Origin of the sequence: Cedecea sp. FDAARGOS_727 (assembly GCF_012273235.1) — a bacterium.
Lineage (GTDB): Bacteria > Pseudomonadota > Gammaproteobacteria > Enterobacterales > Enterobacteriaceae > Cedecea > Cedecea davisae.
This window is the reverse complement of sequence record NZ_CP050966.1, coordinates 750,982-775,906: the sequence shown is the minus strand read 5'-3', so window position 1 is coordinate 775,906 and position 24,925 is coordinate 750,982. Positions and strand designations below refer to the sequence as shown.

The window sequence follows — 24,925 nt, the reverse complement described above, 5'->3', positions numbered from 1 at the left end:
CGGGCCGTTATACTATAGTGATAGTGAATGTAGCGGCCCGAACTGATGCTTCAATATCGGCTGCGCCGTAGAATGGCACTTGTGCTGCCGGTGGTAGCATAAAGAAACAGAGAAGAGGTTTTACTGATGACAGATAAGCGCAAAGACGGTTCAGGCAAACTGCTGTACTGCTCTTTTTGCGGCAAAAGCCAGCATGAAGTGCGTAAGCTGATTGCCGGGCCGTCAGTGTATATCTGCGATGAGTGTGTCGATTTATGTAACGACATCATTCGCGAAGAGATTAAAGAAGTTGCACCGCACCGCGAACGCAGTGCGCTGCCAACTCCGCATGAAATCCGCAACCACCTTGATGACTATGTTATCGGGCAGGAGCAGGCCAAGAAAGTGCTGGCCGTTGCGGTTTACAACCACTACAAGCGTCTGCGCAACAGCGACAGCGCCAACGGCGTTGAGCTGGGTAAAAGTAACATCCTGCTGATTGGCCCAACCGGTAGCGGCAAAACGCTGCTGGCGGAAACCCTGGCTCGCCTGCTGGATGTACCTTTTACCATGGCCGATGCTACCACGCTGACCGAAGCCGGTTACGTGGGTGAAGACGTTGAAAACATCATTCAGAAACTGCTGCAGAAATGCGACTACGATGTGCAGAAAGCACAGCGCGGTATCGTTTATATCGATGAGATTGACAAAATCTCCCGCAAATCTGACAACCCGTCTATCACCCGCGACGTGTCCGGTGAAGGCGTACAGCAGGCGCTGCTGAAGCTGATTGAAGGCACCGTGGCTGCCGTTCCACCTCAGGGTGGGCGTAAGCATCCGCAGCAGGAATTCCTGCAGGTTGATACCTCCAAGATCCTGTTTATCTGCGGCGGCGCATTTGCAGGGCTTGATAAAGTCATCGCTAACCGCGTTGAAACCGGCTCCGGCATTGGTTTTGGCGCAACGGTAAAAGCGAAGTCCGAAAAAGCCAGCGAAGGCCAGCTGCTGGGCCAGGTGGAGCCGGAAGATTTGATCAAATTCGGTCTTATTCCTGAGTTCATCGGTCGTCTGCCGGTTGTGGCAACCCTGAGCGAGTTGAGCGAAGACGCGCTGATCCAGATCCTGAAAGAGCCGAAAAATGCTCTGACCAAACAGTATCAGGCATTGTTCAATCTTGAAGGCGTTGAGCTGGAGTTCCGCGACGAAGCGCTGGACGCGATTGCCAAAAAAGCGATGATCCGTAAAACCGGCGCTCGCGGCCTGCGTTCCATCGTTGAAGGCGCGCTGCTGGACACCATGTATGACTTGCCGTCCATGGATGACGTGGAAAAAGTGGTGATTGACGAGTCCGTGATTGCCGGCCAGTCCAAGCCGCTATTAATTTACGGCAAGCCGGAAGCCCAGCAGGCATCCGGTGAATAATTCGCCAGAATAACCAGTCAGTTAATAAAAAAATGGGGGATTTTATCCCCCATTTATTTTTCCGTCATTCCTGCCGTTGAATGTGCGGGAAACATCCCCATATACTGATTTACTTATTGGTGGAGCTGAAGCGTTCACCTAATCACCTGGCGGACATTAAACTAAGAGAGAGCTCTATGAATCCTGAGCGTTCTGAACGCATTGAAATCCCCGTATTGCCGTTGCGCGATGTGGTGGTTTATCCGCACATGGTTATCCCACTGTTTGTCGGGCGTGAAAAATCCATTCGCTGCCTGGAAGCTGCGATGGACCATGATAAAAAAATCATGCTGGTGGCGCAAAAAGAGGCTTCGACGGATGAGCCGGGTGTTAACGACCTGTTCACGGTAGGCACCGTCGCGTCTATTTTGCAGATGCTGAAACTGCCTGACGGCACGGTAAAAGTGCTGGTCGAAGGCCTGCAGCGTGCTCGTATCACCGCGCTTTCTGACAACGGCGACCACTTCTCTGCCCAGGCAGAGTACCTGAACTCGCCGGCGATTGAAGAGCGCGAGCAGGAAGTGCTGGTACGCACCGCAATTAATCAGTTTGAAGGCTATATCAAACTGAACAAAAAGATCCCGCCGGAAGTGCTGACGTCGCTCAATAGCATTGACGATCCTGCACGTCTGGCCGACACCATCGCCGCGCATATGCCGCTCAAACTTTCGGACAAGCAGTCAGTGCTGGAAATGTCCGATATCAACGAGCGTCTTGAATACCTGATGGCGATGATGGAGTCGGAAATCGATCTGCTGCAGGTTGAGAAACGCATTCGCAACCGCGTCAAAAAGCAGATGGAAAAAAGCCAGCGCGAGTACTATCTGAACGAGCAAATGAAAGCCATTCAGAAAGAACTTGGCGAGATGGACGACGCGCCGGACGAAAACGAAGCGCTGAAACGCAAAATTGATGCGGCGAAAATGCCGAAAGAAGCGCGCGAGAAAACCGAAGCCGAGCTGCAAAAGCTGAAAATGATGTCGCCAATGTCCGCGGAAGCAACCGTGGTGCGCGGCTACATTGACTGGATGGTTCAGGTTCCGTGGAACGCCCGCAGCAAGGTCAAAAAAGATCTGCGTCAGGCGCAGGAAATCCTTGATACCGACCACTACGGCCTCGAACGCGTTAAAGATCGCATCCTTGAGTATCTTGCAGTTCAAAGCCGCGTTAACAAACTGAAAGGCCCAATTCTGTGCCTGGTAGGGCCGCCGGGGGTGGGTAAAACCTCTCTGGGTCAGTCCATTGCAAAAGCGACCGGTCGCAAATACATTCGTATGGCGCTGGGCGGCGTGCGTGACGAAGCGGAAATTCGCGGTCACCGCCGGACTTACATCGGCTCAATGCCGGGTAAACTGATTCAGAAGATGGCTAAAGTCGGGGTTAAAAACCCGCTGTTCCTGCTGGATGAAATCGACAAAATGTCGTCTGACATGCGCGGCGACCCGGCATCTGCTTTGCTGGAGGTGCTTGATCCAGAACAGAACGTGGCGTTTAACGACCACTATCTGGAAGTGGATTACGACCTCAGCGACGTGATGTTTGTGGCGACCTCTAACTCCATGAACATCCCGGCACCGCTGCTGGACCGTATGGAAGTGATTCGTCTGTCCGGTTATACCGAAGATGAAAAACTGAACATTGCCAAACAGCACCTGCTGCCGAAGCAGATTGAGCGTAATGCGCTGAAAAAAGGCGAGCTGACGGTGGATGATAGCGCGATTAGCGGCATCATTCGCTATTACACCCGTGAAGCGGGCGTGCGTAGCCTCGAGCGTGAAATCTCGAAACTGTGCCGTAAAGCGGTGAAACAGCTGCTGCTGGACAAAACGCTCAAGCACATCGAAATCAACGGCGACAACCTGAAGGACTTCCTCGGGGTACAGCGCTTTGATTACGGTCGCGCCGACAGCGAAAACCGCGTAGGGCAGGTGACTGGCCTTGCATGGACCGAAGTGGGCGGCGACCTGCTGACCATTGAAACCGCCTGCGTACCGGGTAAAGGTAAACTGACCTACACCGGCTCGCTGGGTGAAGTGATGCAGGAGTCTATCCAGGCCGCGCTGACCGTGGTGCGCGCTCGTGCCGAGAAGCTGGGTATCAACGGCGACTTCTACGAGAAACGCGACATTCACGTTCACGTCCCGGAAGGCGCTACGCCGAAGGATGGCCCAAGTGCCGGTATCGCAATGTGTACCGCGCTGGTTTCTTGCCTGACGGGTAACCCGGTTCGTGCCGACGTGGCGATGACCGGTGAAATTACCCTGCGTGGCCAGGTTCTGCCGATTGGCGGCCTGAAAGAGAAACTGCTGGCAGCTCACCGTGGCGGCATCAAAACCGTGCTTATCCCGGACGACAATAAACGCGATCTGGAAGAGATCCCGGATAACGTGATTGCCGATCTGACAATTCATCCTGTGAAGCGTATCGAAGAGGTTCTGACCCTCGCATTGCAGAATGAGCCTTACGGAATGCAGGTTGTAACCGCAAAATAGTGACCTGACGCAAATACAGTCAATAAAATAGGGGCTGGTAGGTGAATTGTCACTTGCCAGCTTTTTTTTGTGTCGCTAATTTAGTTGCTGGCTTAAGCTTATCCCCCACAACTCCTGTTGTAAGGGCATGACGAGCCTGTTATAACTGCTGCGCGGTCGCACTCTGAGGGACATCAGGTGCGATATAAATTATAAAGAGAGGAAGAGAAGAGTGAATAAATCTCAACTGATAGACAAAATTGCCGCAGGTGCTGATATTTCTAAAGCCGCGGCTGGACGTGCATTAGATGCTGTTATTGCTTCTGTTACTGAATCTCTGCAGGCCGGAGAAGACGTAGCACTGGTAGGTTTTGGTACTTTTGCGGTTAAAGAGCGTGCAGCCCGTACCGGCCGTAACCCTCAAACCGGCAAAGAAATCACCATCGCCGCAGCAAAAGTACCAGGCTTCCGTGCTGGTAAGGCGCTGAAAGACGCTGTTAACTGATTTATTAGCCCCGATTGGCTGGGGTATATGGTGTCAGGTATCGCAGGGGCGCATCGTTTGATGTGCCTTTTTTATTGCCTGAAGCTGAATTTTACTCGCTGTTGATGATTTGCAGCGGGTTTCTTGTCACAATACGCCTTTGCGCGCAGCAGTGGGCAGCTCGAGTTTCTAAGGATGCCAGCTTAGCGCCTGCGCAGGTTTACCAAGTCATACTACAGCGGAGTGTTGTTACACCATGATGGACAATTTACGAGCGGCGGCTAACCACGTCGTGCTCAAGATCATTCTGGGTTTGATTATCTTGTCATTCGTTCTGACTGGCGTGGGTAGCTACCTGACTGGCGGTAACAATAATTATGCCGCAAAAGTAAATGGCCAGGAGATCGGTCGCGGCCAGTTCGAGAACGCCGTTGCTAACGAGCGTAACCGCCAGCAGCAGCAGCTGGGCGATCAGTTCTCTGAGCTTGCGGCCAACGAAGGCTACATGAAGCAGATGCGCCAGCAGGTGCTTAACCAGCTGATTGACGAATCGCTGCTTGACCAGTACGCCAAACATCTCGGCCTCGCTATCAGCGACGAACAGGTCAAAATGGCTATCTTCAGCCAACCTGCCTTCCAGAATAACGGTAAATTCGATAACGCCCGCTATAACGCGATAATCGGCAATATGGGGATGACGGCTGACCAGTACGCTCAGGCGCTGCGCAACCAGCTCACCACCGACCAGCTGATCAAAGCCGTAGTTGGAACCGACTTTATGCTCACCGGCGAAACCGACGAGCTGGCGGCGCTGGTTTCCCAGCAGCGCGTGGTTCGTCAGGCAACGATTAACGTTCAGGCCCTGGCTGCGAAGCAGGAAGCCTCCGAGCAGGAAATCAACGCTAACTACGAGCAGAATAAAAACCGCTACATCACGCCTGAGCAGTTTAAGGTCAGCTACATCAAGCTGGACGCTGCCTCTATGCAGGAAGATGCCAGCGACGCGGATATTCAGTCTTACTATGACCAGCATAAAGACGAATTCACCCAGCCGCAGCGTAACCGCTACAGCGTTATCCAGACCAAAACCGAAGATGAAGCCAAAGCGATTCTCGACGAGCTGAGCAAAGGCGGTGACTTTGCCGCACTGGCTAAAGCGAAGTCTGCCGACATTATCTCCGCGCGTAACGGCGGCGACATGGGCTGGCTGGAAGCTTCCACCACTCCGGACGAACTGAAAAACGCCGGGCTGAAGGACAAAGGCCAGCTTTCCGGCGTGGTTAAATCTTCCGTTGGCTTCCTGATTGTGCGCCTGGACGACATTCAGCCGGCGGTTGAAAAACCACTGGCAGAAGTGCGCGCCAGCATCGTTGATAAAGTGAAGCAGGAAAAAGCGGTTGATGCTTATTACGCGCTACAGCAGAAGGTAAGCGATGCGGCAAGCAACGAAAACGAATCTCTGGCAGGTGCAGAGAAAGTTGCGGGCGTGAAGGCGGTTGAAACCGGCTGGTTTGGTCACGATAACCTGCCTGCCGAGCTGAACTTCAAGCCGGTTGCCGATGCTATCTTTAGCGGCGGTCTGGTAGGCGAAAACGGCACGCCAGGCAGCAACTCTGACATCATCACCGTGGACGGCGACCGCGCCTTCGTGCTGCGCGTGACCGAACATAAAGCCGAGGCGGTTAAACCGCTGGCTGAAGTTCGTGACCAGGTTATCGCTGCGGTTAAGCAGCAGAAAGCCGAGCAGCAGGCTAAGCTGGACGCCGACAAACTGCTCACCGCTCTGAAACAGGGTAAAGGCACTGACGAAATGAAGGCCGCTGGCCTGAGCTTCGGCGAGGCTAAAACCCTGAGCCGCACCGGTCAGGATCCTGTCAGCCAGGCTGCGTTTGCGCTGCCTCTGCCGGCTAAAGACAAGCCGAGCTATGGCGTAGCCAACGATATGCAGGGCAACGTGGTGCTGCTGTCTCTGGACGAAGTGAAAGCGGGCTCAATGCCGGAAGAGCAGAAGAAAGCGATGGTTCAGGGCATCACCCAGAACAACGCACAAATTGCCTTCGAAGCTTTGATGTCCAACCTGCGTAAAGAAGCGAAGATCAAACTGGGCGATATCATCGACCAACAGCAGTAATGCTCGCAAATTTTTGCAACGCAGTGTAATTCCCAAAGGCCGCTTTCGCGGCCTTTTCCATTTTTGAATATTGACGTTTGTTGCTGTTTCTTCGCTCTTGTAGGGTGGCCTCGCTGTCAACATACATGGAGGACACAGCATGACATCAGGAATCAAAGCGCTCTATTTTTCTCTCGCTCTGGCGGGCCTTGCGGGTTTTACTTCGGTACAGGCCGCGCCTGAAAAGGCGGATGCCCCTCAGGCTTCATCTACTCAATCATCCACTAAAACGGCTCCGGCGGCTAAACCGGGCGCGCAGGCGGAGACGCTGGTCAGCATCAACCGTGCCTCGGCGGAGGAGCTTGCCAGCAGCATGAATGGGGTCGGCCTTAAGAAGGCGCAGGCCATCGTCAGTTATCGCACCGAGTTCGGGCCTTTTAAAACGCTGGATCAGCTTCAGGAAGTGCCTGGAATGGGCGCTTCGCTGGTAGAGCGTAATCTGGGTCGCATAAAACTTTGAGTTTACGTGCTCACGCTTCCACCTGAAGGGAAAAGTTTGCTACGCTGAGTTAGAGGTCATACCAGTTGTTTCGGGTATGGCCTCGTTTACCTCACCTTATTACAACAAAGAAAGTACAAGGGTTTCGCGCTATGCAAACACATATCAAAGTTCGTGGATATCATATGGATGTCTACCAACACGTTAACAACGCCCGCTATCTTGAGTTCCTGGAAGAGGCCCGCTGGGAGTGGCTGGAAAAGACCACCGGCTTTCAGTGGATGACGGCGCGCAACATCGCTTTTATCGTGGTGAATATCAATATCAGCTACCGCCGCCCGGCGGTGTTGGGCGACCTGCTGCGCATTGACAGCAAGCTGCACCAGTTGAACGGGAAAAGCGGCGTGCTCAGCCAGGTCGTGACGCTGGAGCCGGAAGGTGAAGCCGTTGCCGACGCGCTGCTGACTTTCGTCTGCATCGACTTAAAAACGCAGAAGGCGTTACCGCTTGAAGGGGAACTGCGCGAGCAGCTTGAGCAGATAATGGGCTAGGCATGCAGGGCGTGGCATTAACCACGCCCGTTACGCTTATTTCAGGCCGGTTTTTTGCTTCATTGCCGCCATCACCGCAGGCTTGTTGGCCTGGTAGTGGTTAAGGCCATTGGCGCGCAGGTTACAGGCCGCACATTCGCCGCAGCCGTCGCCCTGAATGCCGTTGTAGCAGGTCAACGTTTCGTGGCGAATGGTTTCCAGGTGCTGCCAGTAGTCCGCCAGCGCCCAGGTTTCTGCTTTATCCAGCCACATCAGCGGCGTTTCAAAGCGAATGTCCCGCGCCATGCCGAGGCTTACCGCATGGTTTAGCGCCTTAACAAATTCGTCTCGGCAGTCCGGGTAGCCGGAAAAATCGGTTTCACATACGCCGGTTATTACGGACTCGGCTTCAACCTGATACGCGTAAATAGCCGCCAGCGTCAGGAACAGGATATTACGCCCCGGCACGAAGGTGCTTGGAATACCGTCATCATGAGGGTTGTAGCCCGGCACCGGAATGCTGTCACGGGTCAGGCTGCTAACCGCCAGTTCATTCAGCAAGGTGACATCCAGCACTTTGTGGGCACGGGCGCCCAGTTTCAATGCCAGTTTTTGGGCAACGTCTATCTCCGCGCGATGGCGCTGGCCATAATCAAACGTTACGCAGTGCACTTCATCATATTGCTGTAATGCCTGAATCAGGCAGGTGGTGGAGTCCTGCCCGCCGCTGAAAACCACGACTGTACGTTTCATTATTTATCCTGTCATTCACAAGAGTTATCCGAAAGGGCGCTATGGTAACGCCCCTGTACGACACGAACCAGCTTCTTCATGCCATTCCCGGAGGCGGCAGCCAGGCTTCGCTAAAATCGAACCAGCCCCAGGCGTTCAGCTCAATGCCGTTGACGCCGGGCGGAGCGCTAATCTGGTAGCGGTAATTAAACAGCGGCGTCACGATGGCGTCGCGCATCAGGCCATGAAAGACCTCTTTCAGGCCGTCGTAGCGCTCCGGTTCGCGGATATAAACCTGCACCGCATCCAGCGTCGCCTGGAGGTGAGCGTAGCGGCTGGCGTTAAGCAGGTTAGGCCAAAGCACGTCGCTGCGCAGCCACTGCTCCAGCGTGTACTCCGGCGCTTCGCCAATCAGCCGGTCGCCCATTACCATATCCGCTTCGGCCAGATGCTGGCAGCCAGCCCAGGTTTTTGCATCGTGGAAAATGACGGTAAGTTCGCAGCCGCGCTCCGCAAGGTAGCGCTTAAGCTGCTGTGCCATAGCGTGAAGTTCTACCGGCAAATGGTAAACCAGCGTGAGCTTCTCGGGTAATTTAACCGCCTGATGCTGCTCCCAGTCGGGGACTTGCCAGCCGGGGATCATTTCTGTGTTTGGCGTGATCAGGGCGCTGTTGAGCGGCAGGGTGGCTATCATTTCCGGCTCGCGCACGATTTGCATGATAGTTCTGGCCTGCCCGGCGTTAAGCCGCCCCTCCGGTTTAATCGCCAGATAGCAGAACCCAAGGCTAATACTGCTGCTGACCGGGCGCAGGTTTTCCAGCTCATCCTGCTGGCCAATCGCTATCTGCACCGGGTGAAGGCAACTGGTGCCGAGAGTGGTTTCAAACAGCTGCGGGGTTATCCAATATTCAATGGCTTTTAGCAACGGGTGGCGCAGGTGGTAGCTTTCAAAACTTTCAAGCCGCACCAGGCTTTCTTTAAAGCTGGCAATGCGGAACGGTCCGCAGCCAAGCTGCGTATCCTGCGGGTGGGCAAGTCGGCTGCAATAGCTGGCAAGCCGGTGTGCCAGCCAGTTATCCGGGCGGTGAAGAACAAAGCGCAGGCATTGCGCGTGGGGCAATTCAATCCCCTTCACGCTGATAAATAGCCGCCGCAAAGCAGGCTGCTCAAGCAGCATCAGAAGCCGCTGCTGTAGCTGGTAGGTTTCTACCGGCTCGCCGTTATGCCAGTGCAACGTCGAGCGAATAAAAAAGTCCCAGCACAGGCCGTTGCCGGACACCTGCCAGTGGTGAGCAAGGTCGGGCTGAGGCTGTGCGCTTTCCCGGGTAAATCGGGTCAGGCCCGCAAAAACCTGCCCGGCAAGATGCTGTTCCGCGCGGCCCGGCAGGAATCCCGGCTGCACCGGCTCAAGCGGGCGGTAATAGGGGATGCGCAGGGTGGGAACATCGTTTTGCCACTGCCCGCCCAAAAACGGCTGTAGCAGCTGGCGCAGCTGTTCAGGTGCCAGCTGGGCCAGTTCCAGGGCATTCTGATGCTGACCTTTATCCAGCACCTGCTCCATCATGCCGGAGCGGACGCTCTGCGGTGAAACCAGGAAAGTCAGCTCACCGCGCTTGCCGCGCCCGGACTGCGAGTGCCAGCTAAGCCAGCCCGCATCCTGTAGCTGGTTGAGCAACGTGCGCACGTGGCGCTCGCTACAAAAGCAGCGCCCGGCCAGCTCGGCGACCGTCACCTGCTGCGGCTTTCCGCCGGAGGGCTGCCATAAACGCTGAAACTGATTGAGTCGATTCAGAAGTCGCATATAAAACCCGGAACATTTTTCCCCAAGTATTCACTATTAGTTCCGTATATTCCAGGAGATACTTTTTTGGTCCCGCTAAACCTTTGGAGTAACCATGGCTCGTCTGGCTGCATTTGATATGGACGGCACGCTGCTGCTGCCCGACCATCATCTTGGGGAAGCAACCCTTAATACGCTGAAACGCCTGCGCGAAGAGCGTGAGATGACCCTGGCATTTGCGACGGGTCGCCATGTGCTGGAGATGCGCCATATTCTCGGGACATTGGATCTTGATGCCTTCCTGATAACCGGCAACGGCACGCGCATTCACAGCATGGAAGGCGAGCTGATGCACCGTAACGATCTCTCTCCCGAGGCGGCAGAAATCGTGCTCCACGGGCACTGGGAAACCGAGGCGAGTATTCACGCTTTTAATGATTCCGGCTGGCTGACCGGGCAGGAAATACCGGAACTGCTACATGCTCACGTTTACAGCGGCTTCCGGCCACATATTGTTGATCTGCGCACCTTGCCTTCTCACCAGGTGACCAAGATTTGCTTCTGCGGAGACCATGACGATTTGCGCCGTCTGCGTATTCAGCTAAACGAAGCCTTACGCGACAAAGCATTCCTCTGCTTCTCTGCGGTGGACTGTCTGGAAGTGCTGCCGGTGGGCAGTAATAAAGGCGCGGCGCTCGGCGTTCTGAGCGCGCACTTAGGTCTAACGATGAAAGATTGCATGGCATTTGGCGACGCGATGAACGACCGCGAAATGCTCTCGGCGGTAGGGCACGGCCTGATAATGGGCAATGCCATGGCGCAGCTAAAAGAGGATTTACCTCATCTGCCGGTTATTGGCCATTGCCGTAACCAGGCGGTCTCGCACTATTTGACGCACTGGCTGGACACTCCACATCTCACTTATTCCCCCGAATTCTGAGACATTACGGCACCGGGCATAGTAAGCCCGGTTTTTTTATACCCGTCATACTTCAAGCCGCAGCGGCGTTAGCTGCGCTCCCGCACCCCAGTCACTTACTCAAGTAAGCTCCCGGGGATTTACTCCCTTGCTGCCTGGCTGCAACTCGAATTATTTAGTGTATTCATTTGATTAACTGGCTAATCTCAGCCGACCACGGTGTTAAATCCCCGATATTGGCCTTCACCCACTCCGCGTTGTAGTAGGTCTCAAGATAGCGCTCTCCGCTGTCGCAAAGCAGGGTCACAATTGAGCCGCTGCGGCCTTCTTCACGCATTCTTGCCGCCAGCTGTAGTACGCCCCACATATTGGTGCCGGTTGAAGCGCCAACTTTGCGGCCCAGCTGCGACTCCAGCCACCGCATGGTGGCGACACTTGCGGCATCCGGCACGCGCATCATCTCGTCAATCACATCCGGGATAAACGAAGGCTCGCAGCGCGGGCGGCCAATACCTTCAATTTTGCTGCCCACTTCGCTTTTCAGGCCGCAGTCGCGCTGCTGCCAGTAGTCAAGAAACACCGAATTCTGAGGGTCGACTACGACCAGCTTTGTGTCATGCCCCTGGAATCGCAGATAGCGGCCAATGGTTGCGGAAGTCCCGCCGGTTCCGGCGCTCATGACGATGTAGTCCGGGACCGGATGCGGCTCGTGGGTCATCTGGCGGAAAATGCTGTCGGCAATATTGTTATTCCCGCGCCAGTCGGTTGCGCGCTCGGCATAGGTGAACTGATCCATATAGTGGCCGTTCAGTTCGCGGGCAAGCATTTCCGAGGCCGCATAGATTTCACAGGCGCTCTCCACGAAGTGACAGCGGCCGCCATAAAATTCAATCTGCTCTATTTTACGTTTTGCCGTGCTCGCGGGCATTACCGCGATAAACGGCAGGCCAATCAGACGAGCAAAGTAGGCTTCAGACACCGCCGTGGAGCCGGAGGAGGCTTCTATAATGGTGGTGCCTTCTTTGATCCAGCCGTTACACAGCCCGTACAGAAACAGCGAGCGCGCCAGGCGGTGTTTGAGACTGCCGGTTGGATGGGTGCTTTCGTCTTTCAGGTAGAGCTGAATACCGGGGAACCCCGGCAAAGCCAGGCGAATAAGATGAGTATCCGCAGAGCGTTGATAGTCGGCGTTGATTTCGCTGATAGCGTGGTTAACCCAGGTGTTAGTCATGGCAAATACTCGTTTATCAATTTGTGCTTAGCGTAATGCAAATGGAGGATAAAAAAGTTGCCATTTTGCCTTTTTAACGCTTCCATTAGAGAAAATATTTCTCCCGGATGTTGCTGTGATAGATAAAATTGACCGTATACTGCTCTCCATGCTGCAACAGGACTGCACCCTTTCTTTGCAGGCGCTGGCAGATGCCGTTAATCTGACCACCACGCCGTGCTGGAAGCGACTAAAACGGCTGGAAGATGAAGGCTATATTCGCGGCAAAGTTGCGCTGCTTGACCCGGAAAAACTTGGGCTTGGGCTAACCGCTTTTGTGCTGATTAAAACCCAGCAGCACAGCAGCGACTGGTACTGCAAGTTTGTCTCGGTGGTGGAGGCGATGCCCGAAGTGCTCGGCTTCTGGCGTATGGCAGGCGAATATGACTATTTGATTCGGGTTCAGGTGGCGGATATGAAACGCTATGACGATTTTTATAAGCGCCTGGTCAACGGCATCCCGGGATTAAGCGATGTCACTTCGAGTTTTGCCATGGAACAGATAAAATACACCACGGCTTTACCCATAACTTTATGAGTTCGCCATTAGCGGAACGCTAAAGCTTTTCACTCTTTTACTCTGGGTCGGCAGACTGCATTTCAGGACGTAAACTTCGTGCGATTATTTGCTCAATTAAGCTGGTATTTCACCCGCGAGTGGCGACGCTATCTCGGCGCGGTGGCCTTGCTCATTATTATCGCTATTCTGCAACTGGTGCCGCCAAAACTGGTGGGCGTGATTGTGGATGGCGTGACGCAGCATACCCTCTCTTCTCAGCAGGTGCTGATGTGGATAGGCGTAATGCTGGCTATTGCCGTGGTGGTTTATGTCGTGCGCTACGTCTGGCGCGTGCTGCTTTTTGGGGCATCCTACCAGCTGGCCGTTGAGCTGCGGGAAAACTACTACCGTCAGCTTAGCCGCCACCATCCTGAATTTTACCTGCGTCACCGCACCGGCGACCTGATGGCGCGCGCCACCAACGATGTGGATCGCGTAGTGTTTGCCGCCGGGGAAGGGGTGCTGACGCTGGTGGACTCGCTGGTGATGGGGCTGGCGGTACTGATTGTTATGTCGACCCAAATCAGCTGGCAGCTGACCCTGCTGGCGCTGCTGCCGATGCCAATTATGGCGGTGGTGATAAAACGTGACGGCGCGCGCCTGCACGACAGGTTCAAGGTGGCTCAGGCCGCTTTCTCTGCGCTTAACGATCGCACTCAGGAAAGCATGACCAGCATTCGCATGATCAAGGCGTTTGGTCTTGAGGATCGCCAGTCGGCGCTGTTTGCCGCCGAGGCGCAGGATGCAGGGGCGAAAAACATGCGTGTGGCGCGAATTGACGCGCGCTTTGACCCGACGATTTATGTCGCTATCGGCGCAGCTAACCTGCTGGCGATTGGCGGCGGAAGCTGGATGGTTATCGAAGGGAGCCTGACCCTTGGGCAACTCACCAGTTTTGTAATGTATCTCGGCCTGATGATTTGGCCGATGCTGGCTCTGGCATGGATGTTTAACATCGTCGAACGCGGCAGCGCCGCCTATAGCCGCATACGTGCGATGCTGGAAGAAGAGCCTGGCGTGGTGGACGGAGACAAAATGCTGCCTGAAGGGCGCGCCGAGCTGGTGGCGAATATCCGTCAGTTCCATTATCCGCAAACCGCGCAGCCGACGTTGCAGAACGTAAGCTTTACCCTTAAGCCGGGTGAGATGCTTGGCCTGTGCGGGCCTACCGGCTCCGGGAAAAGCACTATTCTGTCGCTGATCCAGCGTCATTTTGACGTTGAGGACGGCGATATTCGCTTCCACGATATGCCGCTGACCGCGCTGAAAATCGACGGCTGGCGCAGCCGCCTGGCCATCGTAAACCAGACGCCGTTCCTGTTTTCCGATACCGTTGCCAGCAACATTGCGCTCGGCAAGCCCGGCGCTACGCAGCAGGAAATTGAGCATGTCGCCCGCCTTGCGAGCGTGCATGAAGATATCCTGCGCCTGCCTCAGGGATACGAAACCGAAGTGGGCGAGCGCGGCGTAATGCTCTCCGGCGGCCAAAAACAGCGTATTTCTATTGCCCGTGCGCTGCTGCTGGATGCGGAAATCCTGATCCTCGACGATGCGCTTTCCGCAGTGGACGGGCGCACCGAGCACCAGATTCTTCACAACCTGCGTCAGTGGGGCGAACATCGCACGGTCATTATCAGCGCGCACCGCCTGTCAGCCCTGACCGAGGCCAGCGAAATTCTGGTGATGCAGCACGGGCATGTCGCCCAGCGCGGCAGCCATGAAAAACTGGCGTCTCAACCCGGCTGGTATCGCGATATGTACCGCTATCAGCAACTGGAGGCCGCGCTGGATGAAGCTCCGGATGAAGCTCCGGAGCAGGAAACAGCAAAGGAGAGCGTTGATGAAGCGTAAACAGCAGTGGCCTACCATTAAACGCCTGCTGGCTTATGGTTCTCCGTGGCGCAAACCTTTAGCGGGGGCGATGCTAATGCTGTGGGTGGCGGCCGCGGCAGAAGTCTGCGGCCCGGTGCTGGTCAGCTATTTTATTGATAACCTGGTGGCGAAGAAACAGATGCCGCTCGGGCTTGCCGCCGGGCTGGCAACTGCCTATATCCTGCTTTCAATTACGGCAGCCGGGCTGCACTACCTTCAGGCGCTGCTCTTCAACAGGGCGGCGGTGGGCGTGGTGCAGAAACTGCGTACCGACGTGATGGATGCCGCGCTGCGCCAGCCGCTGAGCGCGTTTGACACCCAGCCCGTCGGGCAGCTTATCTCCCGCGTGACCAACGACACCGAAGTCATTCGTGACCTCTACGTGACCGTTGTTGCCACGGTCTTGCGCAGCGCGGCTCTGATTGGCGCAATGCTGGTGGCGATGTTCAGCCTCGACTGGCGTATGGCGCTGGTGGCGATAACCATCTTCCCGGCGGTTATTATCGTGATGTTTATTTACCAGCGTTACAGCACGCCAATTGTGCGTCGCGTGCGCGGCTACCTGGCGGATATCAACGATGGCTTTAACGAAGTGATTAACGGCATGAGCGTTATCCAGCAGTTCCGCCAGCAGGCTCGTTTTGGCGAGCGGATGGGGCAGGCAAGCCGCTCGCACTACCTGGCGCGCATGCAGACGTTAAGGCTGGACGGCTGGCTGTTAAGGCCGCTGCTTAGCCTGTTCTCGGCGGCTATCCTTTGCGGCCTGCTGATGCTGTTTGGTTTTACTTCGGTCGGCACTATCGAAGTCGGCGTGCTGTACGCGTTTATCAACTATCTTGGCCGCCTGAACGAGCCGCTTATCGAGCTCACCACCCAGCAGTCTATTCTGCAGCAGGCGGTAGTGGCCGGCGAGCGGGTGTTCGAGCTGATGGACGGCAAACGCCAGGACTACGGCAACGACAATCGCCCTCTGGCAAGCGGCCATATTGAAGTGGATGATGTCTCGTTTGCCTATCGTGGAGACCGGCTGGTGCTTCAGGATATTAGCCTCGATGTGCCTTCCCGCAGTTTTGTGGCGCTGGTCGGGCATACCGGCAGCGGGAAAAGCACCCTCGCCAATCTGCTTATGGGCTACTACCCGCTGACTAAAGGCGAAATTCGCCTCGACGGGCGGCCGCTCGACTCTCTGAGCCACGAAGCGCTGCGCCGCGGCGTCGCGATGGTGCAGCAGGATCCGGTGGTGATGGCCGATTCGTTCTTCGCCAACGTAACGCTTGGCCGTGACATCAGCGAAGAAGCGGTGTGGCAGGCTCTGGAAACCGTGCAGCTTGCCGAGCTGGCTCGTGTGCTGCCGGAAGGTATTCATACCCGTCTGGGCGAGCAGGGCAACAACCTGTCCGTCGGGCAGAAGCAGCTATTAGCGCTGGCACGCGTGCTGGTGGAAGCACCGCAGATCCTTATCCTTGACGAAGCGACGGCTAATATCGACTCGGGTACAGAGCAGGCGATTCAGCGAGCGCTGGCTGCGGTTCGCCAGCATACAACGCTTGTCGTAATCGCCCACCGGCTGTCGACTATTACCGACGCTGACACCATTCTGGTGCTGCACCGCGGGCAGGCCGTGGAGCGCGGAACGCACGGCGAACTGCTGGCGCAGCAGGGCCGCTACTGGCAAATGTACCAGTTGCAGCTGGCCGGGGAGGAACTTGCCGCCGCAGCCCAGGAGGAAACGCTGACTGCCTGATGCACCACAATCACGCATTAAGCCCGTTTAAAACCAGCCTCTCACTGGGTTGGTGCAAAACAAAAACGCATCCTGCACCGCAGTGGTGCGTTTTTTCTTTTTGCGATTCTCTCGTCTCTTTTCCTTCCTGAATCCACACCCCTGAAGAGCGCCAGAAACCTGAAAACTTGCTGAAAAATGCACGTTTTTTATTCCTGGCATGGGCTTTGCTTTGCTCTCTGTGTGCAGGTAACAACCTAATTCTGAGTGGAGAGAATTTATGAAGCTGGTAACCGTGGTAATCAAACCGTTCAAGCTTGAAGACGTGCGTGAAGCGCTCTCTTCAATCGGCATTCAGGGGCTGACCGTTACCGAGGTTAAAGGCTTCGGTCGCCAGAAAGGTCATGCGGAGCTCTACCGCGGCGCCGAGTACAGCGTCAACTTCCTGCCTAAAGTAAAAATTGATGTCGCTATTGCTGACGATCAGCTCGATGAAGTCATCGACGTTATCAGCAAAGCCGCCTACACCGGCAAGATCGGTGATGGCAAAATCTTCGTTGCAGAACTGCAACGCGTTATTCGTATTCGCACCGGCGAAGCCGACGAAGCCGCTCTGTAACTGCTGGCAAGCCTTGATTGGGATGGGAAAAATGAAAAAATTAGCTTCACTTCTTGGTTTCGGCGGGCTGGCGCTTCTGCCTTCTCTCGCCCTGGCTGCGGATGCGGCGCCTGCCGTTGCGGACAAAGCCGATAACGCTTTTATGATGATCAGCACCGCGCTGGTACTGTTTATGACCATCCCGGGCCTGGCGCTGTTTTACGGCGGCCTGATCCGTTCCAAGAACGTGCTGTCGATGCTGACGCAAATCTCCGTGACCTTCGCGCTGGTATGCGTGCTGTGGGTTCTTTACGGCTATAGCCTGGCATTCGGCACCGGGAATAACTTCTTCGGCAACTTTGACTGGGTGATGCTGAAAAACATTCCGCTGAAAGCCTTAATGGGCACCTTCTATCAGTACATCCACGTCGCGTTCCAGGGCTCCTTCGCCTGTATCACCGTGGGGCTGGTCGTTGGCTCACTTTCCGAGCGTGTCCGCTTCTCTGCGGTGGTTATCTTTGCTGCGGTATGGCTTACGCTTTCCTACGTGCCGATTGCGCACATGGTCTGGGGCGGCGGTATCCTGGCAACGCACGGCGCGCTGGACTTTGCCGGCGGCACCGTAGTGCACATTAACGCCGCGGTTGCCGGTCTGGTTGGGGCTTACCTGGTAGGCAAACGCGTTGGCTTCGGCAAAGAGGCATTTAAACCGCACAACCTGCCGATGGTGTTTATTGGCACTGCGATCCTTTACTTCGGTTGGTTTGGCTTTAACGCCGGTTCCGCAAGCGCCGCTAACGAAATCGCCGCTCTGGCATTCGTTAACACCGTGATTGCAACGGCGGGAGCTATCCTCTCCTGGGTATTCGGCGAGTGGGCGCTGCGCGGTAAACCTTCTCTGCTGGGGGCTTGTTCCGGCGCTATCGCGGGGCTCGTAGGCATCACTCCGGCCTGTGGTTATGTCGGCGTTGGCGGCGCGCTGCTGATTGGCCTGATCACCGGCCTGGCGGGTCTGTGGGGCGTAACCATCCTGAAAAAATGGCTCAACGTTGATGACCCTTGTGACGTGTTCGGCGTGCATGGCGTATGCGGCATCATCGGCTGCATCATGACCGGCATCTTCGCGGCGACTTCTCTGGGCGGCGTGGGTTATGCGGAAGGCGTGACCATGGGGCATCAGCTTCTGGTTCAGCTGGAAAGCATTGCTATTACCATCGTTTGGTCCGGCGTAGTCGCTTTCATTGCCTTCAAGATTGCCGACCTGACCGTAGGCCTGCGTGTCCCGGAAGAGCAAGAGCGCGAAGGCCTGGATGTGAACAGCCACGGCGAAAACGCTTACAACAACTAATCAGATATACCCTCGCCCGCAGAGATTGCGGGCGAGGTTTTTTGCTTAACCGTCAACTACCCGCGATTGCGCATTACCCCTTCCTGAACCGTCGAAGCCACCAGTACGCCATCCTGAGTGTAAAACTCACCGCGTACGAAGCCACGAGCGCTGGAGGCAGAGGTGCTTTCCACGCTGTAGAGCAACCATTCGTTCATGTCGAACGGACGGTGGAACCACATTGAATGATCGATAGTGGCAACCTGCATACCCGGCTCCAGGAAGCCCACGCCGTGCGGCTGTAGGGCGACCGGCAGGAAGTTAAAATCAGAGGCATAACCCAGCAAATATTGATGAACGCGCAGGTCCTGCGGCATCTGGCCATTGGCGCGGATCCAGACCTGGCGGGTCGGTTTGTCTACATGGCCTTTCAGCGGGTTATGGAACACCACCGGGCGAATTTCCAGCGGTTTCTCGCACAGGAACTTATCTTTAGCGTGGGGCGGCAGAAACTTCTCCAGCGAGCGGGCTATTTCCGTTTCGGAGGGCAGGCCGTCCGGTGAGCGTGCAGGCGGCATCGGTTTTTGATGTTCAAAGCCGGACTCCGGCGCCTGGAAAGAGGCCGTCATATAGAAAATCGGCTTGCCGTTTTGCACCGCTGCAATGCGGCGCGCGCTGAAGCTGTTGCCGTCGCGCAGGGTTTCTACATCATAAACGATAGGTTTTTGGCTATCGCCCGGACGCAAAAAGTAGCTATGGAACGAGTGAACCAGGCGATCTTCAGGCACGGTTTCTTTCGCGGCATAAAGCGCCTGGCCTACCACCTGGCCGCCAAAAACCTGGCGTAGCCCTAAATCCTCGCTTTGCCCGCGGAACAATCCCTCTTCAATTTTTTCCAGGTTAAGTAACGCCAATAAATTGCTGAGCGCCTGACTCATAAAATGTCCTCAATAACGGGGGATGTGGCAAATTGTGATGATTATAACATGCCCGTAAACCTTGTATCAGGCGAGCCGGAACTGGGAAGATTCCTGGTTTTGCGCAGAATTCAGTGATCTGTGCCACACTTAGGGGGTTAAGCGTGTTTTTCAACGGGGTTAACTCCCCGGCGCTACATTGATAATAAGGAGAAAAAATCAATGAAACTTGTGCATATGTTAAGTGGTTTGGCCGTTGCGGTTGCTGTTGCGGGCTGTGCTCAAAAGAGCGCTGATGTCCCTACGCCAGCGCCGAGCGCCTCAGCAAGCGCTTCACAGCAGGCCAACATCGCAATGCCTAATGTTTCCGGTACGGCATGGATCCGTCAGAAAGTTGCTCTGCCGCCGGATGCCGTGCTGACGGTAACGGTGTCTGATGCCTCTCTGGCCGATGCGCCTTCTAAAGTCATTGCGCAGAAGGTTACCCGTACCGAAGGTAAACAGCCTCCATACAGCTTCGTCATTCCGTTCAACCCGGCCGATATTCAGCCTAAAGCTCGTATCTTGCTGAGCGCGGCAATTACCGTTAACGGCAAGCTGATGTTTATTACCGATACGTTCCAGCCGGTGATTAATGAGGGTGGGACCAAAGCCGACCTGACGCTGGTGCCGGTACAGAATACCGAAATCCCGCTGCAGCAGGGCGGTGGGGCGGCTACAAGCGTACCGTCAACTTCCCCGACTCAGGTCACCCCTTCTTCGGCGGTGCCTGCGCCAACTAGCTATTGATCATGAACGCCTCTTCGGAGGCGTTTTTTTTGCGCCAGGTTACTCATAGCGCCAGCGGTAACGCACCATATCAATATGTCCATCTCCAGAGACCATCACACCCTCCGAGAGTAGCGCCTGACGCTGACGCTGTAAGTCAGGCCCGGTCAGGGAAATTATTCCCTGGCGGTTAACCACCCGATGCCAGGGCAAACGGCTTCCTTCCGGCAGGCGCTTCAACACGCCCCCAACCTGACGAGCCGCGCGCGGTGACCCGGCTAGCGAGGCAATTTCGCCATAGGTCGTGACGTAACCTTCTGGAATGGCTGCGACAATCTGGTAAACCCGCTGGGGGAAGGAATCGTGATTATCCATCGTTAGCTCCTGACAAAATCGCTAATAAGGATAATCTGCGGCGACGAAAGCACCAAGTTAAACTGCGGGTGCGCAATAAACCAACACCTGACCAGCGCTGGCTTGCAATTGCCGGGGCCAATGTGGATAATGCCCAGCGCGTTGGATAACAACGCTCTCAATGGGGGCCCTGTTGGTTCTCCCGCAACACTACCTTGTGAACTCGGTCAGATCCGGAAGGAAGCAGCCGCAGCAGGCGACGTGTGTGCCGGGATGTAGCTGGCAGGGCCCCCACCCAATTCAGGCTATCCCTTTGCCAGCGCCGCTTCAGGCTTACGTTTTTCACCCCATCCCAGATTAATTCCCGCAGCCGCCAGCAGGATCATTGCGCCGCCGACGAACTGAATCGGGCTCATGCTGTGATTAAAGGCCAATCTGTCCACGATGACTGCAACAATGGGGTAAATAAAAGAGAGCGAAGCGGTGATTGAGGTAGGCAGCTTTTGAATTGCTCCATACAGAAGCTGATACATAATGCCGGTATGGACAACGCCCAGCATCACCACAATGCCCCAACTGCCATACGATATACTTTGCTTGAAATCGACTACGGGCAGCAGCGCAAGCGTACCCACGGCTACCTGAACCAGCGCAATTTGCTGGGGCGGTACGCCTTTTAGCTGACGGGTAATCAGGGCCGTGAGAGCATAAAAAAAAGCGGCTCCCAGAGCCATAATCACGCCCAATAACCAGCCGTTGCTGCCGTTATGGCTCAGGCCACTGGAGAGCACCAGCAGCATGCCGGCAAATGAAATGCCCAGCCAGAACCACTTGCTGTAGCTGACTTTCTCTTTAAGGATGAACACGCCCATCCCCACCAGCATCAGCGGCTGAGTATTATAAAGCACCGTGGCCAGCCCAATAGACGTGCGGGAATAGGCGGCAAAAAGCAGCATCCAGTTCGCGACCAGAGCTACGCCGCCAAGCGCGGCGATAATCACGACTCTACGAGAAAGGTGGCTACGCCAGCTTCCACCCACAACGCCCAGAACAAACAACGTTATGGCCGCAAACACGCAGCGCCAAAACACCACGTTGGCGATAGGCTGCCCGGAAAGCACCACTAAAGCGCCGATGGTGCCGGAGATGAGCATCGCGGCAATCATTTGCAGGCTGCCGGTTTTTATTTCGCTGGTCATTTTTGCTCTCCTGAATAAAGAGCTTTATTTTGCTCACTCTCTCTGGCCTGATGAAGTGCTAAAATTAGGCAATAGAAACAATCTACCTTTAAAAATGAGACAAAAATGAGTGATTACCTTCCCGATGATATCGACAGAGATATTCTGACTATTTTAGCAGCAGACTCCCGCATCTCATTGAAAGTGCTCAGCGGTAAAGTGGGGCTCTCTTCCCCCAGCACCGCGGAGCGGGTGAAGCGCCTGGAAGAGCGCGGCGTGATTAACGGCTATACCATGAGCGCCAACCTTGCGGCGCTCGGCTACACGCTTCAGGGGCTGGTGCGGCTCAAGCCGCTGCCCGGCATGTTGCACAAAGTCGAGAAGATGATTCAGGCGATACCTCAATGCATCGAGTGCGACAAAATCACCGGTGAAGACTGCTTTATTATCCGGCTGGTGATCCGCTCGATTGAGCAACTCGATGAAATCCTGGATGAGCTGGCTGATTTCGCCCAGTGCAACACTTCGATAGTGAAAAGTTCCCCGGTAAAGAGAAGGCTGCCGCCGTTGTGATGCTCTTACCCGGATATATTTTATGGGTATTGAATTATGACAGAAATATTAAATTTACCGCGCTAGCTGGATCTTATTTATTCTCTATAGTATTAAACATCAACCTCTGTTTAAGCATTAAGGATTTGCAATGACGACGGCTACTTTAAACGTAAAAATAAGCAGCGAGTTAAAAGAAAAAATCCGTCACTATGCGGAAGAAAATAGTGAAACCCTGGCAAGCGTAACGGAGAAACTACTGTCAAAAGCCTTCGATGAACTTGACGGTGACGTAGGGATTGATGAAGATGATGTCGACAGCCAGCACACCGCTGAAGTCCGCGTAACGCCGCTAAACGATCGTGAGATCAAGGCATTGCGTAAACTCCTGAAGAAGAAAAAATGAATGCCGGTACGGACAGTACCGCCCATGATTACCAGCAGGCCTGCGAGTTATTACGTTCAGGCTATCTGAAAAAGGTAAAATTGGGGTGGAATATCGGCAGCGATGAGTTTTTCCGCATCGCTTCAGACTGGTGTGATACGGGTGCCAGTATAAAAAAAGAGGGCGAATATTTTACTATTACCCTTAAAGGTTTTGCGATCCCCCGCCTGACACAACATTAATATTTAATGTTGTCACAGAATATTATTTCCCTCGTTTATATCAGAGGGAAATAATCAGCTGTCGTTACAGCACTATTCCCCGGAACGAATCAACACGCGTTGTGACCAGATGTTGCCACAGGGGTTGCAATCGCTGCATCGCCATACGCATTTCATCCTGCTCCAGGCTAAACGGCAGGCGTAAATAGCGTTCAAAAGCGCCGTCCACGCCAAAACGCGGCCCGGCCCCAATGCGAATGCCCTGGCTTTCCGCCGCGGCGGCAAAAACCGTTGCCAGCGCTCTCGGCAACTCAACCCACCAGGAAAGCCCGCCTTCAGGCTGGCTGGTTTGCCAGTCTGGAAACAGCTCCCGCATGGCGGCAAAGCTTGCCTCGCAGCGCTGGCGTAAAAGTTCCCTGCGCTGGGGCAAGAAACTTTCTGAATCATTAAACAGATGAACCGCTGCCAGCTGCTCAAGCAGGGGCGTACCCAGGTCAAAAGTATTGCGGACCTGAATGAGCGAGCCGATGGTTTTGGTGAAGGCTCTGATCCAGCCAAGCCGCAGACCTCCCCAAAAGCTTTTCCCGGCGGAACCCAGCGAAATTGTGTGCTCCTCGTTCCCAAAAGCGGCCAGCGGGGGCGGCGGAGGTGCATCAAACCAGAGATCGGCCATGGTTTCATCCACCACCAGCATCGTGTGGCTGCGGGCGGCAATATCACTGACTCTCTGGCGCGTGGCTTCATCCATGCAGCGGCCGGTGGGGTTATGAAAATCCGGTATCAGATAGGCGAGGCGCGGCGAAGTCTGGGCTATCGTGGCCGCCAGGCCGTCAACGTCCCACCCGGTTGCAGGCAGGCTGACCGGCACCGGGCGGCAGGATGCGCCGCGAATCGCCGCCAGCGCCATCGGATAGGTTGGATGGTCAACCACCACCCGGTCACCGGGGCCGGTAAGTAGCCGCAGAACCAGGCCCAGAGCGCTTACCGCACCGTTCACTACCATAATCTGCTCGGCCTGGGTTGGCAGGCCGCGTGCCCGGTAATGGCGGGCGATGGCTTCCCGAAGCTCCGGGAGCCCCTGGCTGTCATAACCGGTAGAGGCTAAATGTTCCGGGAGGGAGGTCAGCGCGGAAGAGTACGCTTTGTGGATTTCCGGCCCGGCGCTAAGCGCGGCGGTGGAAAGATCAAGCACCGGAGCATTGCCCGGCAGGGGGGAAACGGCAGGGGTAGCTTCCGGCAGCATTGTCACCGAACCGGAACCCTGGCGGCTCTGGAGGTAACCTTCCTCCCGCAGCCGGGCCAGGGCCGAAGCCACGGTCGTACGGCTAACGCCCAGTCCGGCAGAAAGCTCTCTTTCGCCCGGCAGGCGGCTGTCCAGCGGCAGGCGGCCATCCAGAATCAGCAGCCGCAGCCCGTCCGCCAGTTGGCGGTAGACCGGGGTGCGTACTGCCTGCTGGTGCCAGTGGCCTAACAGGCGTGTTAAAGACGAGGTTCCGATTCTGCGCTGGGTCATAGCAGTCCACTTTTTGATAACTGGACCTTAATGCTAAGTCCATTTTGCGAGAAGGTATAGCCATAACTGAATGAAGAGGATGTTTCTGATGATGGCTCGCCGCTTGCTACAGCTCTATACCGGGCTGGTTTTTTACGGTGTTTCAACCGCGATGTTTGTGCGTGCCAATTTAGGCACCGACCCGTGGAACGTGTTCCACCTCGGCGTGGCGCGCCTGTTTTCCCTAAACCTCGGGCTGGTGATGATCGTGGTTGGCGCTTTGGTCCTGCTGTTGTGGATCCCGCTGCGGCAGCGGCCGGGGCTGGGTACGGTCAGCAACGTTATTGTTCTCGGCCTGGCGGCGGATGCTGCCCTGGCGCTGATGCCGCCGCTTGAATCGCTGGTTGCTCGTTCATTGTTGCTGGCGGGTGCGCTGGTGCTGAACGCCCTGGCAACCGGCATGTATATTGGCGCAGGCTTTGGTGCAGGCCCACGAGATGGCCTGATGACCGGCGTTCATGCCCGGACGGGCTGGTCAGTGCGCAGCATTCGCACCGCAATAGAAGTGACCGTGCTGGCATCCGGCTGGCTGATGGGCGGCAGCGTTGGCGTTGGCACGGTTTTATACGCTTTAGCCATCGGGCCGCTTATCCAGCTTTGCCTGCCGTGGTTCCGCGTTAACCCCGTGAGTAAACCGGTGACTAATGCACCGGAAATAGCCTCATGAGCAGATAACTGTGCTAC

At 55.5% G+C, this 24,925-nt stretch carries 24 protein-coding genes and 1 other RNA gene; 18 read left to right on the top strand and 7 right to left on the bottom strand.

The window, feature by feature from the left end; translation table 11 throughout:
* The first annotated feature begins 126 nt into the window (after window positions 1-126).
* From clpX to FOC35_RS03810, 6 genes are all read left to right on the top strand, one after another.
* Window positions 127-1,401: an ATP-dependent protease ATP-binding subunit ClpX gene (gene clpX / locus FOC35_RS03835; RefSeq protein WP_016535192.1), complete on the top strand. Its 1,275-nt coding sequence runs from the start codon at window positions 127-129 to the stop codon at window positions 1,399-1,401.
* A gap of 176 nt (window positions 1,402-1,577) precedes the next feature.
* On the top strand, window positions 1,578-3,932 hold the full coding sequence (gene lon, locus FOC35_RS03830) for an endopeptidase La (RefSeq protein WP_039897971.1): 2,355 nt from the start codon (window positions 1,578-1,580) through the stop codon (window positions 3,930-3,932).
* A gap of 211 nt (window positions 3,933-4,143) precedes the next feature.
* On the top strand, window positions 4,144-4,416 hold the full coding sequence (gene hupB, locus FOC35_RS03825; protein ID WP_016535194.1) for a nucleoid-associated protein HU-beta: 273 nt from the start codon (window positions 4,144-4,146) through the stop codon (window positions 4,414-4,416).
* Between the two features lie 235 nt (window positions 4,417-4,651).
* Window positions 4,652-6,526 (top strand): peptidylprolyl isomerase, encoded by a 1,875-nt coding sequence (gene ppiD, locus FOC35_RS03820; protein WP_016535195.1) that lies wholly within the window; start codon window positions 4,652-4,654, stop codon window positions 6,524-6,526.
* A 139-nt stretch (window positions 6,527-6,665) separates the two neighbouring features.
* On the top strand, window positions 6,666-7,025 hold the full coding sequence (locus tag FOC35_RS03815; RefSeq protein ID WP_172568198.1) for a helix-hairpin-helix domain-containing protein: 360 nt from the start codon (window positions 6,666-6,668) through the stop codon (window positions 7,023-7,025).
* Window positions 7,026-7,156: 131 nt separating this feature from the next.
* A complete protein-coding gene (locus FOC35_RS03810) occupies window positions 7,157-7,555 on the top strand; it encodes a YbgC/FadM family acyl-CoA thioesterase (RefSeq protein ID WP_172568197.1) in 399 nt (132 codons plus the stop codon).
* A 36-nt stretch (window positions 7,556-7,591) separates the two neighbouring features.
* Here the strand turns inward: FOC35_RS03810 and queC are convergent, their stop codons facing one another.
* Window positions 7,592-8,287, bottom strand: coding sequence for a 7-cyano-7-deazaguanine synthase QueC (gene queC / locus FOC35_RS03805; protein ID WP_016535199.1), 696 nt, complete (start codon window positions 8,285-8,287; stop codon window positions 7,592-7,594).
* A 76-nt stretch (window positions 8,288-8,363) separates the two neighbouring features.
* Window positions 8,364-10,067 carry an SgrR family transcriptional regulator gene (locus tag FOC35_RS03800; RefSeq protein ID WP_172568196.1) on the bottom strand — a complete coding sequence of 568 codons (1,704 nt, stop codon included), beginning with the start codon at window positions 10,065-10,067 and terminating at the stop codon, window positions 8,364-8,366.
* 94 nt (window positions 10,068-10,161) lie between these two features.
* Here FOC35_RS03800 and cof point away from each other — a divergent pair, with 94 nt between their 5' ends.
* Window positions 10,162-10,986: an HMP-PP phosphatase gene (cof, locus tag FOC35_RS03795; RefSeq protein WP_172568195.1), complete on the top strand. Its 825-nt coding sequence runs from the start codon at window positions 10,162-10,164 to the stop codon at window positions 10,984-10,986.
* Between the two features lie 163 nt (window positions 10,987-11,149).
* Here cof and FOC35_RS03790 read toward each other — a convergent pair whose 3' ends face one another.
* Window positions 11,150-12,196, bottom strand: a complete 1,047-nt coding sequence (locus FOC35_RS03790; RefSeq protein WP_172568194.1) for a PLP-dependent cysteine synthase family protein — start codon at window positions 12,194-12,196, stop codon at window positions 11,150-11,152.
* 115 nt (window positions 12,197-12,311) lie between these two features.
* Here FOC35_RS03790 and FOC35_RS03785 point away from each other — a divergent pair, with 115 nt between their 5' ends.
* The 5 genes from FOC35_RS03785 (at window position 12,312) to amtB (ending at window position 18,335) form a co-directional block, all read left to right on the top strand.
* A complete protein-coding gene (locus FOC35_RS03785) occupies window positions 12,312-12,773 on the top strand; it encodes an Lrp/AsnC family transcriptional regulator (protein ID WP_016535203.1) in 462 nt (153 codons plus the stop codon).
* A gap of 78 nt (window positions 12,774-12,851) precedes the next feature.
* Window positions 12,852-14,645: a SmdA family multidrug ABC transporter permease/ATP-binding protein gene (locus FOC35_RS03780; protein ID WP_172568193.1), complete on the top strand. Its 1,794-nt coding sequence runs from the start codon at window positions 12,852-12,854 to the stop codon at window positions 14,643-14,645.
* Entirely contained in the window at window positions 14,635-16,410 is a 1,776-nt protein-coding gene (locus FOC35_RS03775; RefSeq protein WP_172568192.1) for a SmdB family multidrug efflux ABC transporter permease/ATP-binding protein, read from the top strand. Before FOC35_RS03780 ends, FOC35_RS03775 begins: the two co-directional genes overlap by 11 nt.
* 259 nt (window positions 16,411-16,669) lie before the next feature.
* On the top strand, window positions 16,670-17,008 hold the full coding sequence (gene glnK, locus FOC35_RS03770) for a P-II family nitrogen regulator (protein WP_002891893.1): 339 nt from the start codon (window positions 16,670-16,672) through the stop codon (window positions 17,006-17,008).
* A 31-nt stretch (window positions 17,009-17,039) separates the two neighbouring features.
* Window positions 17,040-18,335, top strand: coding sequence for an ammonium transporter AmtB (gene amtB, locus FOC35_RS03765; RefSeq protein ID WP_172568191.1), 1,296 nt, complete (start codon window positions 17,040-17,042; stop codon window positions 18,333-18,335).
* A 56-nt stretch (window positions 18,336-18,391) separates the two neighbouring features.
* On the opposite strand, the gene tesB is transcribed toward amtB, so the two are convergent.
* Window positions 18,392-19,252, bottom strand: a complete 861-nt coding sequence (tesB, locus tag FOC35_RS03760) for an acyl-CoA thioesterase II (protein ID WP_016535208.1) — start codon at window positions 19,250-19,252, stop codon at window positions 18,392-18,394.
* Between the two features lie 201 nt (window positions 19,253-19,453).
* Between tesB and FOC35_RS03755 the strand changes: the two genes are divergently transcribed.
* The gene (locus tag FOC35_RS03755) at window positions 19,454-20,020 is read left to right on the top strand and encodes a YbaY family lipoprotein (protein ID WP_172568190.1); all 567 of its coding nucleotides are present in this window, start codon (window positions 19,454-19,456) and stop codon (window positions 20,018-20,020) included.
* A 39-nt stretch (window positions 20,021-20,059) separates the two neighbouring features.
* Here FOC35_RS03755 and FOC35_RS03750 read toward each other — a convergent pair whose 3' ends face one another.
* A complete protein-coding gene (locus tag FOC35_RS03750; RefSeq protein ID WP_016535210.1) occupies window positions 20,060-20,374 on the bottom strand; it encodes an MGMT family protein in 315 nt (104 codons plus the stop codon).
* A 170-nt stretch (window positions 20,375-20,544) separates the two neighbouring features.
* Here FOC35_RS03750 and ffs point away from each other — a divergent pair.
* Window positions 20,545-20,641, top strand: an RNA gene (ffs, locus tag FOC35_RS03745) — signal recognition particle sRNA small type.
* 17 nt (window positions 20,642-20,658) lie between these two features.
* Here ffs and FOC35_RS03740 read toward each other — a convergent pair.
* Window positions 20,659-21,552 carry a DMT family transporter gene (locus tag FOC35_RS03740; RefSeq protein ID WP_172568189.1) on the bottom strand — a complete coding sequence of 298 codons (894 nt, stop codon included), beginning with the start codon at window positions 21,550-21,552 and terminating at the stop codon, window positions 20,659-20,661.
* 105 nt (window positions 21,553-21,657) lie between these two features.
* Here FOC35_RS03740 and FOC35_RS03735 point away from each other — a divergent pair, with 105 nt between their 5' ends.
* From FOC35_RS03735 to FOC35_RS03725, 3 genes are all read left to right on the top strand, one after another.
* Window positions 21,658-22,104, top strand: coding sequence for an Lrp/AsnC family transcriptional regulator (locus tag FOC35_RS03735; RefSeq protein ID WP_172568188.1), 447 nt, complete (start codon window positions 21,658-21,660; stop codon window positions 22,102-22,104).
* 130 nt (window positions 22,105-22,234) lie between these two features.
* Window positions 22,235-22,489, top strand: a complete 255-nt coding sequence (locus FOC35_RS03730; protein WP_172568187.1) for a hypothetical protein — start codon at window positions 22,235-22,237, stop codon at window positions 22,487-22,489.
* Window positions 22,486-22,710 (top strand): hypothetical protein, encoded by a 225-nt coding sequence (locus FOC35_RS03725; RefSeq protein ID WP_016535217.1) that lies wholly within the window; start codon window positions 22,486-22,488, stop codon window positions 22,708-22,710. Before FOC35_RS03730 ends, FOC35_RS03725 begins: the two co-directional genes overlap by 4 nt.
* A 64-nt stretch (window positions 22,711-22,774) precedes the next feature.
* Here the strand turns inward: FOC35_RS03725 and FOC35_RS03720 are convergent, their stop codons facing one another.
* Window positions 22,775-24,202, bottom strand: coding sequence for a PLP-dependent aminotransferase family protein (locus tag FOC35_RS03720; RefSeq protein WP_172568186.1), 1,428 nt, complete (start codon window positions 24,200-24,202; stop codon window positions 22,775-22,777).
* 91 nt (window positions 24,203-24,293) lie between these two features.
* On the opposite strand from FOC35_RS03720, the gene FOC35_RS03715 reads away from it, so the two are divergent.
* The gene (locus FOC35_RS03715; protein WP_172570318.1) at window positions 24,294-24,908 is read left to right on the top strand and encodes a YitT family protein; all 615 of its coding nucleotides are present in this window, start codon (window positions 24,294-24,296) and stop codon (window positions 24,906-24,908) included.
* The last annotated feature ends 17 nt before the right edge of the window (window positions 24,909-24,925 follow it).